This window comes from Pseudomonas sp. Pseusp16 (assembly GCF_047324915.1).
Classification (GTDB): domain Bacteria; phylum Pseudomonadota; class Gammaproteobacteria; order Pseudomonadales; family Pseudomonadaceae; genus Aquipseudomonas; species Aquipseudomonas fluorescens_CD.
Map to the genome: position 1 here is coordinate 515,096 of NZ_CP168522.1, position 13,823 is coordinate 528,918.

The 13,823-nt window shown below is 62.9% G+C and carries 11 protein-coding genes; 4 read left to right on the forward strand and 7 right to left on the reverse strand.

The features are described from left to right. Nucleotides 1-79 precede the first annotated feature (79 nt). The gene (locus ACEN8Q_RS02140) at nt 80-943 is read left to right on the forward strand and encodes a LysR substrate-binding domain-containing protein (RefSeq protein WP_413428347.1); all 864 of its coding nucleotides are present in this window, start codon (nt 80-82) and stop codon (nt 941-943) included. 92 nt (nt 944-1,035) lie between these two features. On the opposite strand, the gene ACEN8Q_RS02145 is transcribed toward ACEN8Q_RS02140, so the two are convergent. Beyond that, nucleotides 1,036-1,908, reverse strand: coding sequence for a LysR family transcriptional regulator (locus tag ACEN8Q_RS02145; protein WP_413428690.1), 873 nt, complete (start codon nt 1,906-1,908; stop codon nt 1,036-1,038). Nucleotides 1,909-2,176: 268 nt separating this feature from the next. Between ACEN8Q_RS02145 and ACEN8Q_RS02150 the strand changes: the two genes are divergently transcribed. Together ACEN8Q_RS02150 and ACEN8Q_RS02155 are read left to right on the forward strand one after the other, a co-directional pair. Then, nucleotides 2,177-3,502 (forward strand): MFS transporter, encoded by a 1,326-nt coding sequence (locus ACEN8Q_RS02150; protein ID WP_413428689.1) that lies wholly within the window; start codon nt 2,177-2,179, stop codon nt 3,500-3,502. A 70-nt stretch (nt 3,503-3,572) separates the two neighbouring features. Next, nucleotides 3,573-4,964, forward strand: coding sequence for an FAD-dependent oxidoreductase (locus ACEN8Q_RS02155; RefSeq protein WP_413704420.1), 1,392 nt, complete (start codon nt 3,573-3,575; stop codon nt 4,962-4,964). Between the two features lie 3 nt (nt 4,965-4,967). On the opposite strand, the gene ACEN8Q_RS02160 is transcribed toward ACEN8Q_RS02155, so the two are convergent. Further along, nucleotides 4,968-6,389: a type VI secretion system Vgr family protein gene (locus ACEN8Q_RS02160; RefSeq protein ID WP_413704421.1), complete on the reverse strand. Its 1,422-nt coding sequence runs from the start codon at nt 6,387-6,389 to the stop codon at nt 4,968-4,970. Between the two features lie 225 nt (nt 6,390-6,614). On the opposite strand from ACEN8Q_RS02160, the gene ACEN8Q_RS02165 reads away from it, so the two are divergent. Next, on the forward strand, nt 6,615-7,319 hold the full coding sequence (locus tag ACEN8Q_RS02165; protein WP_413428686.1) for a YebC/PmpR family DNA-binding transcriptional regulator: 705 nt from the start codon (nt 6,615-6,617) through the stop codon (nt 7,317-7,319). A gap of 115 nt (nt 7,320-7,434) precedes the next feature. On the opposite strand, the gene ACEN8Q_RS02170 is transcribed toward ACEN8Q_RS02165, so the two are convergent. The 5 genes from ACEN8Q_RS02170 to ACEN8Q_RS02190 form a co-directional block, all read right to left on the reverse strand. Beyond that, nucleotides 7,435-8,748 carry a leucine-rich repeat-containing protein kinase family protein gene (locus ACEN8Q_RS02170; RefSeq protein WP_413704422.1) on the reverse strand — a complete coding sequence of 438 codons (1,314 nt, stop codon included), beginning with the start codon at nt 8,746-8,748 and terminating at the stop codon, nt 7,435-7,437. 81 nt (nt 8,749-8,829) lie between these two features. After that, nucleotides 8,830-9,954: a cell division protein ZapE gene (gene zapE, locus ACEN8Q_RS02175; RefSeq protein ID WP_413428684.1), complete on the reverse strand. Its 1,125-nt coding sequence runs from the start codon at nt 9,952-9,954 to the stop codon at nt 8,830-8,832. A gap of 266 nt (nt 9,955-10,220) precedes the next feature. Beyond that, nucleotides 10,221-11,267, reverse strand: a complete 1,047-nt coding sequence (locus tag ACEN8Q_RS02180) for an ABC transporter substrate-binding protein (RefSeq protein WP_413428877.1) — start codon at nt 11,265-11,267, stop codon at nt 10,221-10,223. 18 nt (nt 11,268-11,285) lie between these two features. Beyond that, nucleotides 11,286-12,401: an NAD(P)/FAD-dependent oxidoreductase gene (locus ACEN8Q_RS02185; RefSeq protein ID WP_413428878.1), complete on the reverse strand. Its 1,116-nt coding sequence runs from the start codon at nt 12,399-12,401 to the stop codon at nt 11,286-11,288. Then, nucleotides 12,398-13,753 (reverse strand): FAD-dependent oxidoreductase, encoded by a 1,356-nt coding sequence (locus ACEN8Q_RS02190; protein ID WP_413428879.1) that lies wholly within the window; start codon nt 13,751-13,753, stop codon nt 12,398-12,400. The genes ACEN8Q_RS02185 and ACEN8Q_RS02190 overlap by 4 nt, the downstream gene beginning before the upstream one ends. Between the last annotated feature and the right edge of the window lie 70 nt (nt 13,754-13,823).

Here is a 13,823-nt window from a genome sequence, read left to right on the forward strand (position 1 = left end):
CTACGGGGCTTAAATTGCAATTTGCCGTGATATCAATCAAATTGTTTGTTGTTATGCCAGCCATCAGTGAGGGTTATTCATGAACCTGTTTCAGCTCCGCGCCTTCGATGCCGTGGCGCGCGAAGGCAGCTTTACCCGGGCGGCGGCGCGGTTGTTTATCAGCCAGCCGGCGGTTACCGGGCACATCAAGGCCCTGGAGGAGCACTACCAGATCACCCTGCTGCGCCGCACCGCCCGGCGAGTGGAGCTGACGGAGGAGGGCACCAAGCTGGCGGCCATCACCCGGGCGATGTTCGGCCTGGCCGAAGAGGCGCAGGTGATGCTTGAAGCCAACCGGCAATTGTTGACCGGGCGTCTGGAGGTGGCGGCGGACGGTCCGCACATGGTCATGCCGATGCTCGCCAGCCTGCGCGCGCGTTATCCGGGGATCACGGTGAACCTGCGTCTGGGCAACGCCCAGGAAACCCTGGCGGCGCTGCTGTCCGAGCATGCCGACGTGGCGGTGCTGACCGAGGTCGAGCCGCGCAAGGGCTTGCATCTGCAAGCGTTGAACGAATCACGGATTTGCGCGCTGGTGCCCGACGGGCATCCCTGGGCGCAGAAGACCAAAGGCGTGCAGCTCAGGGAGCTGGATCAGGTGATCATGGTGCTGCGCGAACCGAGTTCGATTACCCGGCGCACCTTCGATGAGGCTTGCGCCCAGGCCAGGGTCAATCCGCGGGTGTTGCTGGAACTGGACAGCCGTGAAGCGGTGACCGAGGCGGTGGCCGCCGAACTGGGGGTGGGGGTGGTGTCGTCGGTGGAGGTCAGCCACGACCCGCGAGTGGCGGCGGTACCGATCATCGGCGAGGGGTTGGTGAACCGGCACATGATCGGGTGCATGGAGCGGCGCAGGGATTTACGCTTGATTCAGGCGTTTTTCGGGTTGGCGCCGGTCAGATAGACCGAGGCGCGCCCTTCGCGAGCAAGCCCGCTCCCACAGGTTCAGCGCCATCTTTGTGGGAGCGGGCTTGCTCGCGAAGGGGCCGGACCTGTCTACACCAGGCTTTCGCGCACCATCTCCAGAAACGTCGCCACCACCCGCCGCGAACTCTGCTCGCGCAAGCACACCAGGGTTTCAGTCAGTCGTCGTTCGCAATCGGTAATCGGCAGCGCGCAAACCCTGGAGTCCGCACCAAACTCGGCGGCCGACACCACGCCCACCCCGATCCCGACCACCACCGCTTCCCGTGCGGCCTCCCGGCCCTCGACCTGAATCGCCGGGCGAATGCGGAACCCGGCGCGTTGCATTTCCTCTTCCAGGGTCTGTCGGGTCACCGAGCCGATTTCCCGCAGCACCAGTGGCGTGTCGTCGAGGTCCGCGAGGGTGATGGATTCGCGGTCGGCCCACGGGTGATGGCGCGACACGAACGCCACCATCGGGTCGTTACGCAGGGGCAGGGAGATCAGGCGATCATCGCTGACGTCACGACCCAGCAACGCCAGGTCGGCCTGGTAGTTGAACAGTCGGAAGAGCGACTCATCGGTGTTGCCGGTTTCGATCTTCACGCTGATCCCGGGGTAGCGTTCGCAGAACCGGGCAATCTGCGGTAGCACATGCACCGGTGCGTCCACCGCCAGAATCAGGCTGCCGGTCTGCAAGGCCTGGGACTCCTGAAGCAGTTCCTGGGCTTCCGCCTCGATCACGAAAAGCCGCTGGGTAACGCTCAACAGGCGCTCGCCCAGATCGGTCAGGCGCACCGAGCGCTTGTTGCGGTGAAACAGCAAGACACCGTAGCGCTCTTCGAGCTTGCGCACCTGGTCGGAGATCGCCGGTTGCGTCAGAAAAAGCCGCTCGGCGGCTTTGGTAAAGCTTCCATGGACCGCCACGGCGTGGAACGCTTTGAGCTGGGCGTGGGAAACCGACATGGCAATCTCCAGTAACAAGCTGACCTTATATTTGAAATACGATAAATCGATTTCACTTATTAATCAGTAATTGTTTTTATCCACCTCAGCCCCGCTGACCGGTCAGTCGAACAGCAGCGGGTGCCATGAGCCTGGGCGTGCAATAACAGGACTCATCTGACCGGTATCCGCCGTAGGGACAGGGCGATACCGCAGTGCTCAACAATAAAAAAACAGGCGTTTTATTCCAATTCTGCCGGCACACTCACACCCTGAGGTCAGAATCACAATGAACAAGCACATCGGCACCATCAAGCGTTGGCGCGTGCAGATCTTCGCGATCACCTGGCTCGCCTACGCCGCGTTTTACTTCACCCGCAAAGCCTTCTCGGTGGCCAAGCTCGGCATCGCCGAAGACCCGACCTTCATGCTCGACAAAATGGCCATGGCCAACCTCGACGCCATCTACCTGACGGCCTACGCCGTCGGCCAATTCACCTGGGGCATTCTTGCCGACCGCTTCGGCCCACGGGTGGTGGTACTGGGCGGGTTGCTGATTTCCGCCTGTGCGGCGCTGGTGATGGGCAACTTTGCAACCTTACCGATTTTCGCTACCTGCATGCTGATACAAGGCCTGGCGCAGTCCACTGGTTGGTCGGGGCTGTGCAAGAACCTCGGCAGCTTCTTTCCCTCCGAGCAACGCGGACGGGTTTTGGGCCTGTGGAGTTCCTGCTACGCCTTTGGCGGTCTGGTGGCCTCGCCGTTTGCCGGTTGGTGGGCGTACACGCTCATCGGCAGCTGGCATGCGGCGTTCATTTCCAGTGCGGCGGTGGTTGGGCTGGTCGCCGTGCTGTTTTTTATTTTCCAACGCAACAAACCGGAAGACGTCGGCTTGCCGGCGGTGGAGCCGGAACCTGAGCTGACCGCCGAACAGGCCGACGCGCAAAGCAAAATCAGCATGTGGGAGCCGTTGAAGGAAATCCTGCGCAACCGTACGGTGCTGGTGCTGGGGCTGGCGTACTTCATGCTCAAGCCGGCGCGCTACGCGATTCTGCTGTGGGGGCCGGTGATCGTCTTCGAACAGATGCCTTCGGTGGGCAAGGTCGGTGCGGCGATCATTCCGACCTCGTTCGAACTTGCCGGGTTGCTGGGGCCAATCATGATTGGCCTGGCCTCGGACAAACTGTTCGGCGCCCGACGCATGCCCGCTTGCGTGCTCAGCCTGTTGGCGCTGACGGTGTCTCTGGCACTGTTCATGGGCGCCCTGCACACCGGCAGCGTGGTCCTGGTGGTGGCACTGCTGTTTGTCATGGGCCTGACCCTCTACGGACCGGACTCGATGATCAGCGGCGCGGCGGCCATCGACTTCGGCACCGCCAAGGCCGGCGCCACGGCAGCCGGTTTCGTCAACGGCTGCGGCTCGGTCGGGGCGATTCTCGGCGGGCTGCTGCCGGGCTACTTCGACACCGTTACCGTGTTCATCGTCTTCGCCGGCTGCGCCATGTTCTCGGCGCTGGTGTTGATCCCGCACTGGAACAGCCGCCCGGGCGGCCTGAAAACCAACTACCCCTTCGTGCCCAATCGGGCGATGAACATCAAACCCCTGCGTACCTGAATCCTGTCCCTCGCGGCCTGCTGCGTCTGCGGCAGGCTGGCGTGTGGGCCACTGACTGGAGATTTCCCCCATGAGACCCTTTTGGCTGGACCAGGCCTTGAAGGCTGATGCATCCGAAACCTGCCCGCCGCTGGAAGGCGACAGCCGTGCCGACGTGTGCATCGTCGGTGGCGGTTACACCGGGTTGTGGACCGCGATCATGCTCAAGGAGCAGAACCCCGAGCTGGACGTGTTGCTCATCGAAGCGGACATCTGCGGCGCCGGGGCCAGTGGACGCAATGGCGGTTGTGCGTTGTCGTGGTCGGCCAAGTATTTCACCCTGGAACGGTTGTTCGGCGTCGAAGAGGCCGTGCGCCTGGTCAAGGAGTCCGAGCGCAGCATCCATGCCATCGGCGCCTTCTGCGAACAGTATGCGGTGGACGCCGATTACCGCCTCGACGGTACGCTCTACACCGCCACCAATCGTGCGCAATGCGGCTCGACCGATGCGGTCATCGCCGCACTGGAGCGCAATGGCATCAACTCGTTCACTCAGCGGCCGGTGGCCGATGTGCAGCGCATGGCCGGATCCAGCAAACACCTGGAAGGCTGGTTTTCCCCGGCCGCGGCCAGTGTGCAGCCGGGCAAACTGGTGCGCGGTCTGCGCCGGGTCGCCTTGCAATTGGGTGTGAGGATTCACGAAAACACCGCGATGACCGGGCTGGAAGAAGGCAAGCCGGCGGGTATTCAAACCCCCAATGGCACTGTTCGCGCCGATCGTGTGGTACTGGCGATGAATGCGTGGATGGCCCGGGCGTTCCCGCAGTTCGAGCGCAGCGTGGCGATCGTTTCCAGCGACATGCTGATCACCGAGCCCCGGCCGGATTTGCTCGAGGAAGTCGGCTTGACCAGCGGAGTCACAGTGCTCGATTCGCGGATTTTCGTGCACTACTACCACAACACCCCGGACGGCCGGATCATGCTTGGCAAGGGCGGCAATACCTTCGCTTATGGCGGACGCATGTTGCCGGTGTTCGATCAGCCTTCACCCTATGCCGGATTGTTGCAGAACAGCCTGGCGGATTTCTTCCCGGCGTTTGCCGACGTCAAGGTCGAAGCGACCTGGAACGGTCCGTCGGACCGTTCGGTGACCGGGCTGCCGTTTTTTGGGCAGATGAGCGCCAGTGGCAATGTGTTCTATGGTTTTGGCTATTCCGGCAGCGGTGTCGGGCCCTGTCACATGGGTGGGCAGATTCTGGCGTCGATGGTCCAGGGCCTGGATAACCCCTGGACCCGTTCGCCGCTGGTCAACGGACCGCTGGGTTTCTTTCCACCGGAGCCGATTCGCTACATCGGCTCGCTGATGGTGCGTAACGCCATCCGCCGCAAAGAGCGCGCGGAGGATCACGGGCGTCGGCCGCGGCATCTGGATGTGCGTCTGGCAAAGTTCGCCGCAGCGGCCGGAAAGGCTGACAAGGGCTGAGCGTCAGGGCGCAAGGTCCGAGCGGTTGAGCAGCCAGTCGAACAGCAGGCGGGTATCGCCGCGGGGCTCGCGCGGACGAGGGCGGCGAGGTTGTGGCTTTGGGCTCATGGCCGTACAGAGCACCGGGCGATCCGGGTCACTGTCGAGGAAAATCACCAGTACCTCGCTGCCGGCCACGGGCAAGCGGGCCGGATCGATCCAGTCCTCGACGGTGGTCAGCGCCAGCGGTAACCACAGGCCGGTGGACACCTCGTTGGGTGATTGCGTGGCGGGCCAGAGGATTACCTGAACCCGGCCATCCTCATCCACTGTCGCCGGTTGCCCGACCGGGCCGCACACCTGGCCGGGCTGATACCCGGGGATACTCGGCCGGGATTGATTGAGCGCTGGCCTGAACACCGTCGACCACGGGATGGCGCTGAATTGATTGCGGTAACCCTTGGCCACGCCCGCAGCGTCGTCGAGCAGAATGGAGGCGTGACGCCCCTCATGGCGGATTTCGGTGACCAGCCATTGATCGTTGAAATTCGCCAGCGGGTGCCCGGCCACCTGTACGATCCGGCCGCTGCGTAATGCTCCCTGGTTACTCTGACCGTGAATCTGCAGGTGCCGGCAACGCAGGCGTTCCAGTTGTCGACGGCTGAGCTGTTCGCGATGTTGTTGTTCGCGAGCGCGAAAGTGTCTCGCCGTGGCGAACGAGTGATTGGCTGCGCCGTCGCCGATGTCCGGTGCACCCGGGCTCCTGGCACTTGGGCACCAGGGGGAGAGCGGAGCGTCATGGCGCTGGAACAGTTCGCTGATCACAGGTTCGTGATGTTCGCCGAGGGCGTCGCTGCGCAACGGCATGAGCAGCGGTTCCTGGGGGAAACTCAGGCTGTCATCGGCCAACACCAGCACATGGCCGTCGCGCTGATGTTCGAAGTGATAGTGGATGCCTTCTTCCTCGCACAGCCGTTGCAGCAACGCCAGGTCGGTTTCTTCGTACTGGATGCAAAAAGGTCGCAGGGGATAATTCCCGGTTGTCAGTTCAAAGCGATAGCTGCTGGCGGGCAACCCGTGTTCCTCCAGTAACTGGCGCAGCATCATGGGTACGCTGGCGCACTGGAAAACCCGCCGGCATCGTTGCCGATCCAGCGCCTGGAGACGGGACACCAGCACCAGTTTGTAAGCGACCCGGTGCCCGCTTCGGTGTTCACAACTGGCGCTGTCCAGCAGGCCATGAATGCCTTGGTCGTGGCCAAATTCGAGGAACGCCGGTTGGTGCAGCAGTCGTTCAAGGTTCAGGGCCGGTGCCAGCCCGATCACCTCGATGTCGAATCGATAGGGCTGGTTGAGTGCTTCATGACCACTGAACCGGACCACCTGGAAGCTCAGGTCGTCATCGAGAAGGGTCAGGGTGGTGGGACTTTCCTTGTCGTTGTGCATCGAACACGCCGCTGCCGTGGAATAGGGGGCAGAGCGTACGAAACCCCGGCACATTGCGGGCAGGCTAAAGCGATATTTCCGAATCGCCCTACAACCGCTGGTGAAGATGTCGATACCAGTCGGGATTTTTTGGTCGATTGCCAACTTTAGGCCGTATAAACTTGCGCAAAGCGCCGGCCAATCATTGTCTCGGCGCCACAGATGCCACAGATAAGAGAGTGAGAAATGGGCGCACAGTGGAAGGTTAAACACAAAGAAGCGGCAGCCAATGCCAAGGGCAAGATCTTCGGCAAACTGGTGAAAGAAATCACTATTGCTGCGCGCAACGGCGCTGATGTTGCTACCAACGCACACTTGCGTCTGGTCGTTGAACAGGCCAAGAAGGCCTCGATGCCCAAGGAAACACTGGATCGCGCCATCAAGAAAGGTGCGGGCTTGTTGGGCGAAACCGTGCAATACCATCGCGTGACGTATGAAGGGTTCGCCCCGCATCAGGTACCCCTGATCGTTGAATGCGTGACCGACAACATCAACCGTACCGTCGCCGAGATCCGCGTGGCGTTCCGCAAGGGCCAACTGGGGGCTTCCGGTTCGGTGGCCTGGGACTTCAACCATGTCGGCATGATCGAAGCATCGCCGGACACCCCGGACGCCGATCCGGAAATGGCTGCCATCGAAGCCGGTGCACAGGATTTCGAACCGGGTGAAGACGGTGCAACCCTGTTCCTGACCGAGCCAACCGACCTCGACTCGGTACAGAAAGCCCTGCCGGAACAAGGCTTCACCGTGCTGTCGGCCAAACTGGGCTACCAGCCGAAAAACCCGGTCAGCGGCCTGAGCGACGAGCAGATGGCGGAAGTCGAGGCATTCCTCGAAGGCCTTGATAACCACGACGATGTGCAGGACATGTTTGTCGGGTTGGCGGGTTGATCTGATTCGTCAGTGACACCGTCTTCGCGAGCAAGCCCGCTCCCACAGGTTTAGCGCTGTCCCTGTGAGAGCGAGCCGGCTCCGGGCGGCGATCCGGCGATTGACCGCGCAGCGGTCACAGATTTTTCAATTGCTGCACGACTTCGTCAAACCCCGGCCGCGCCAGCACCAGTGGCTGACAGCAACGCTGCTCCAGATCCACCAGCACCCCGCGCAATTCATCGCTCAACCCCGAGTCGATCCGCTCCAGCAACTCCCCCAGCAACACTCCGAACGCCCGCACTTCGATCCGCTGCAAGGCACGGCTTTCAAGGCTGTCGGAAATCGCGTGGAACGACGCCGCACCAAAGTCCCCCAGCAAGCAATCACCCTGTTCATTCCATAGAATGTTGTGCCCATAGAGGTCGCCGTGGGTGATGCCATGGCCGTGCAGGTGCTCGGCCACCGAGGCAATGCCCGAGGCAATGCGCAGCGCCACGGCAGCACTGAAGCGCAAGTCGTCGGGGTAAATATCGCGGCTGCACGACGCCAGGCTCGGCAATGCGGCGAGGTTGCGGTAGCTCGGTGCGATCAGTTGCATCACCAGCCCGGCGGTTTGCTGCGGGTGACCGACAATCCGCCCTTCGACGCGGATCAGGTTCGGGTGCAGGCCCGCGGTGATGCAGGCGTTCATCTCGTGCAGTGGCGAACCGTCGCTGGTCATTTCGCCCTTGTAGAGCTTCACCGCAACGGCCATGGACGGCTGGTCGGCCGGTTGCCAGGCGGCCTGATGAATCACCCCCGACGCACCTTCCCCGAGTTTTTTCTCCAGACGCAATGCCGACCAGTCAATGCGCGGTGTGGCGTCGAGGGCCGCGGCATCGGCTTCGGTTTCCAGCGGGTTGCCGGCGTACGCCAGCCAGGTCAGGCTCGGCAATTCCAGCAGCCATTGCGGTAACCCGGTCAACCGGTTGGCGGCGATGCGGATCAGTTCCAGCCGGTGGCACTGGCGCAACGACTCCGGCAGCGCTTGCAAACGGTTGCCGGCGAGCATGAGCTTTTGCAGGAAAGGGCGCTCTCCCAGTTCGCTCGGCAAGGTTTCGATGCAGTTGTCGGTCAGGATCAGCCAGCGCAGCAGCGGTGGGAGTGCCGCTGCGGGCACGTGGGCGATGCGGTTGGCCTTGAAGCCGATCATCGTCAGTGCAGCGCATTGGCCCAGGCAGGCCGGCAACTCGGTGAAGCGGTTATCGGAACAGAACAGCACGCGCAAACGGGTCAGGCGATACAAGTCCTGCGGCAGGGCGCTCAAGGCATTGCCGCTGAGGTTGAGCACTTCCAGCGAGTCCGCCAGATCGAAAATCTCCCGGGGGAATTCGGTGAGGCCATCGACCAGATCCAGCCGCGTGATGCCTGACAACTCGCCGGCGCGCAATTGAGCAAGGGTATGCATGAACAGATTCGCTATTAAAAAAGGAATAGGCGCGTGGCCCCGGAAATGCGCGACATGATAGCGGCAAAGTCGGGTGATCTGTCAGGTCGGCTCGCAGACTTCAACCAGTTGCCCCAATCGACTGCGGGTGCGTGCCAGATCAGTGGCATCACCGTCCAGGCTTTCCCGCAGGGCGTGTTGCCCGAGCAGCGTCAGGTGCTTGTCCTGGTCGTACAGCACGTCGATGAGGTTGATGAAACGCTGTTGGGCGGCAATCGAGCATTCACCGAGCCGCGGCAGCTCATCGATGATCCAGCTATCGAAACGGCGGCACAGTTCCAGGTAGTCCATCACGGCGGTAGGTTGGTCACACAGGTCGGCGAAGGTAAAACCGATGCGCCGCTCATCGCAGAAACGGGCCTGGAAATGCCGGGTGCCCACGGGTAGCGCCACGGGCTGGGCGCCGCGATCCGGCAGATTCAATGATCGTCGCTGCACCGCACTGGCCGGCCACACGTAATGGCCTTGGGTGAACAGCTGTTGCGCGTGGTTGCGGACCTGGCTGCGATAGTCGTGCGGACCGCCGACTTCCATCACCTGCATGCGCGCATTGATCAAGTCGATCACCGGTTTGAAACGGGCGTGGTACAGCGGATTGGGCAGCAGGCCTTCGGGCGGGTAGTTGGAGGTGACCAGCAACAGGATGCCGCGCTGAAACAGTGCCTTGAACAACCGGGCGATGAGCATCGCATCACCGATGTCGTGCACATGGAACTCATCGAAACACAGCACCCGGCAATCGCTGAGCAGTGCGTCGAGGGTGATCGCCAAGGCGTCGGCACGTTCGCGGTGCTCGAACATGCCCTGGTGCAGTTGGGCGAAAAACTGATGGAAGTGCAGGCGTTGTTTTTTCGCGAGGGGAATGGCCCGGAAAAAACCGTCGAGCAGCCAGCTTTTGCCGCGCCCCACGGCACCATGCAGGTAAAGGCCGGGAAGGGGGTTCGGCGCAGCGCTCGCCAGTATGGACGCCTGCCGGGCCATGCAGTCGATCACGCGCTGCTGGCTGTGGCTGAGGGTGTAGCCCTGGAAGTGGGCCTGGTGGCGGAAGTAGTCGTGGATGACTTGGCCCGCCGCGACGCTGCCGGCAGCCGGTGCCTTGCCGAAAAGGCGACGCAACGATTGCCAGCGCGATTTGATTCGCGAACGATTAGGTGGTCGAACGGCCACTGGGATATCACCTCTGGTCTGCGGGCAGGCTCTCCGAGCTGCGGCGGCATAGTGTAACCAGAGCAGGGAATTTGCTTCCAGCTGTGTCGGTGCGCGTCTGAGCGGTTCCGACGGGTCACCCAGGAGGGCCTGTAGGAGCGAGCTTGCTCGCGATGGACGTCAACGATAACGCGCGCTGCCTGAGTGTCTGCGTTATCCAGAGTTTTTCGCGAGCAAGCTCGCTCCTACAGGGGGCTTCGTTTGCAAAGTGCAGTCGTGTCGGTCGCCTATCGCTCGATATTCCGGTTCCACCGGGCATTCCACGCGGGGCGCTGTTCGTTGACCTGATCCCAATCCACCGCGATGGCCGTCTGCAGGTATTTTTTCATCGCTTCGACCTGGCCGCGGGTCCGGTCGGAGGTCGGGGTATTGGGGTTGGAAGGAATCTGGTCGCCGTCCTCAAGCGCAGCGGCCTGGGCTTCCGGGGTGAGCAGGAACGCGGCGAGTTTTTGCGCCAGTTCCGGCTGCGTGTTGTTGGCGATGGCGCATTCGGCGACGTTGAGCACCACGGCGCCTTCCTTGGGCTGTGCGTATTCCACCGGCATGCCCTTGAGTTTCAGCGCGGTGACCTGGGTCGGTGTCAGCGGGAACAGCGCGGCTTCGTCGGTCTGGAGCATTTCTGAAATCTTTGCCGAGCTCGGAATATATTCCAGCACGTTGCGCCCGACGGTGTCTGGCCAGGCCTTGAAGCCCGGATCGACGTTGGTTTCGCTACCGCCCTGAATCCGGTTGAACATCAGGAAGCCGTGCAGGCCGAAGGTAGAGGAGGCCATCGACTGGAACACAACCTTGTCCTTGTATCGAGGATCGGCCATGTCCATCCACGAGGTCGGCGCATTCCAGCCTTTCTCCTTGAACAGGCGGGTGTTGTAGGCCAGCCCGGTGACGCCGAGGCTGACGGCCACCGCTTCATCCTTGATGCGCCCCTTGGCCGGAATTTGCGCAAGGGTCGGGTTGTCCTGGAGTTTGCCGCACAGGCCCATGGCGATGGCGCGGTACATGATGCCGTCGTCGAGGAACATCACGTGCATCTGCGGGTTGTCCTTGCTGGCCTGGACCTTGGCCAGGATATCGGCGGAGGTGCCCGGCACGATCACCACCTTGACGTTGTTGGCCTTCTCGAAAGCCGGCAGTACCTTGTCGGCGTAAAGCCGCTCCATGGTCCCGCCGTTCATGCCCAGGTAAAGCACCGGTTCGGCGTTGGCCTGGGTGATGGTGAGCAGGGCGCTCATGCAGGACAAACCGAGCAGTGCGTTGCGTTTGAGGTTTTTCATTGGCGCGACCTTCCTCTATCAAGCTACGGAGATGGAGTGAAACCGGGTGATGGAAAACGCATCCAGCGACGTCTTTGACGCGCCGCTACAGATGATCTCGGTGAGCGCCTGGCCCACCGCCGGGCCGATCTGGAAACCGGCGCCGGCAAAGCCGAACGCATGCAACAGACCAGGCTGGGTACGGCTGTGGCCGATCACCGGTTGGCGATCGGGCAGATAACCTTCAGTGCCGCTCCAGGTCCGAATCGCCTGGGCGCCCTCAAGAAACGGGTAGAGCTCGACGGCCTGGCGCAGGATTTCCAGCACGGCGCCTTGACCGGGGCGGGCGCGGGCGTCGTCCAGAGCGAACCCCTGGCCGCCGCCCAACACGCAATTGCCGCGCGCGACCTGACGCGCATAGATGCCGCCACCCTCGACGCCAGTGCTGGCATCCATGACCAGCGGCAAGGGTTCGGTGACCAGCATCGCCGGGTGTCCGGAGTGCATCGGCACTGGCTCGCCGAATTGCGCGGCCAGGCTGCCGGCCCAGGCCCCGGCGCAGTTCAACAGCCAGGGCGCGTGCAGCTCCAGGCCGGTTTGCGTGCGCACGCGAAAGCGCTGGCCGTCGTGTTCCACGGTGGTGACCGTGCATTGCTCATGTACCTGCACACCGTGGCGCCGCGCCGCCCGGGCGAATGCAGGGGACACCAGACGCGGGTTGGCGTGACCGTCATCCGGGCAATACGAGGCGCCCACCGCGACATCTCCCACCCATGGAAAACGCCGGCGCAGTTCGGTGCGCTCAAGCACCTGCAAATCGAGGCCGAAGCCCTGGCTGCTGGCGGCGTAGTCTTGCAGGGCACGCAAATCGTCTGTACTGCGGGCGAGTTTCAGGTGGCCGCTGCGTTGATATTCACCGTCGATGCCGATCAATTGCGGCAGTTGCGCCCAGATGGCGTGTGCCCGTTGCGACAGCGGCAATTGCGACAACGGTCGGCCTTGGCGGCGAACGCCACCGTAGTTGACGCCGCTGGAATGCGAACCGCAGAAGTCCCGCTCCAGCAGCGCCACGCGACGCCCGGCCTTGCCGAGAAACAGCGCCGCCGAAGCACCGACAATACCGCCGCCGATGATAATTGCGTCGACTTCGGTCATGCGTCGATCTCCAGGCCAAAGGGCAGCGGCTTGATGGGGGCCTGAGCCCGCAGCCGGCCGATGTCGGACACGGCGCGCCCACTTTCACAGGCAATGATTTCCGCTGCGGCCGCACCACACATCCGCCCCTGACAGCGACCCATGCCGACCCGGCAATGGGCCTTGACCCGATTGATTTCCCAATGACCCTCGCGCACCACTTCACGAATATCGCCGGCGCGGACTTCCTCGCAGCGGCAAACCATCACGTCATCGGCGATGCTGGAGGCCCAGTTCTCGGGAAAGGCGAAGGCGCGTTCCAGGCCCCGGCGAAAATCGCCGATGCGTTCCAGCACCTGTTCAAGCTGTGCGGCGCGTTGCGTCGGGATCAGGCAGCCGATGTCTTCGAGCAGCGCCAATGCGGCGCGCTCGCCAGCCATTTCCGCGGCGTCGGCGCCCATGATCCCGGCACCGTCACCGGCCAGGTAGACCTCGGCGACGCTGCTGCGCCCGGCGCGCTCACGTTGTGGCAGCCAGGCGCGGTTGAGCGGGTTCCAGGCAAACTCGCAACCGAGCAGGTCGGCGAGCTGGGTTTCGCTGCGCAGGCCGTGAGCGAAGGCGACGGCATCGCAGTCCAGTCGATGTTCGCCTTTTGTGTCACACCAGATCAGCGCCTGCACCCGTTGTTCGCCTTCGACGCGTTTCAAGGTTGCGCCCTGATGCACCGGGATGCCATGGGCGGCCAGCCAGCCACGGTAATAGATGCCTTTGGCCAACGTGGCCGGTTGCGACAGCAGGCCGGGCAGGGCGCGGGCCTGGGCGCTGAAGGGCGAGCTGTCGAGCACCGCGACCACCTTGGCGCCGGCCTTGGCGTATTGATACGCGACCAGGTACAGCAGCGGGCCGCTGCCGGCAAACACCACACGCTCGCCAATGGCACAGCCCTGGAATTTCAAGGCGATCTGCGCCGCGCCGAGGCTGTAGACCCCGGGTAGCGTCCAGCCCGGCACTGGCAGAATCCGGTCGGTGGCGCCGGTGGCGACGATCACCCGGGAAAACTCCAGTCGTGCGGCACGTCCGTCCTGCACGGTGTCGAGGGCGCCGTCCTCGGCGTTCCACACCAGGGTTTCAGGGCGGTAATCGATCTGCTCGCGCAGCTCATCGATGGTCTGGTGAAGGGCGTTGGCCTTGCGTGCTTCGAAGCCATACAGCTTGACCGGCGAGCGCTTGAAATTGGCCGGCTGACGCCGATAAATCTGCCCGCCACCGCGCGAAGCTTCGTCCAGCAGCACCGGGCGAACACCGTGGGCAACCAGGGTTTGCGCCGCACGAATACCGGCAGGGCCGGCGCCGATGATGACCACGGGTTTCATGCGCACCTCGGCTGCTGTGCTTTTGTGGGAGCGGGCTTGCTCGCGAAGAGGGCGGCACATCCAGTAGAGA

What these genes read in the sequence shown, in the direction of transcription:
- ACEN8Q_RS02190 (WP_413428879.1), bottom strand. Translation starts at nt 13,753, where the DNA reads ATGAAACCCGTGGTCATCATCGGCGCCGGCCCTGCCGGTATTCGTGCG.
- ACEN8Q_RS02160 (WP_413704421.1), bottom strand. Translation starts at nt 6,389, where the DNA reads ATGCACAACGACAAGGAAAGTCCCACCACCCTGACCCTTCTCGATGAC.
- ACEN8Q_RS02170 (WP_413704422.1), bottom strand. Translation starts at nt 8,748, where the DNA reads ATGCATACCCTTGCTCAATTGCGCGCCGGCGAGTTGTCAGGCATCACG.
- ACEN8Q_RS02145 (WP_413428690.1), bottom strand. Translation starts at nt 1,908, where the DNA reads ATGTCGGTTTCCCACGCCCAGCTCAAAGCGTTCCACGCCGTGGCGGTC.
- ACEN8Q_RS02140 (WP_413428347.1), top strand. Translation starts at nt 80, where the DNA reads ATGAACCTGTTTCAGCTCCGCGCCTTCGATGCCGTGGCGCGCGAAGGC.
- ACEN8Q_RS02180 (WP_413428877.1), bottom strand. Translation starts at nt 11,267, where the DNA reads ATGAAAAACCTCAAACGCAACGCACTGCTCGGTTTGTCCTGCATGAGC.
- ACEN8Q_RS02185 (WP_413428878.1), bottom strand. Translation starts at nt 12,401, where the DNA reads ATGACCGAAGTCGACGCAATTATCATCGGCGGCGGTATTGTCGGTGCT.
- ACEN8Q_RS02155 (WP_413704420.1), top strand. Translation starts at nt 3,573, where the DNA reads ATGAGACCCTTTTGGCTGGACCAGGCCTTGAAGGCTGATGCATCCGAA.
- ACEN8Q_RS02165 (WP_413428686.1), top strand. Translation starts at nt 6,615, where the DNA reads ATGGGCGCACAGTGGAAGGTTAAACACAAAGAAGCGGCAGCCAATGCC.
- ACEN8Q_RS02150 (WP_413428689.1), top strand. Translation starts at nt 2,177, where the DNA reads ATGAACAAGCACATCGGCACCATCAAGCGTTGGCGCGTGCAGATCTTC.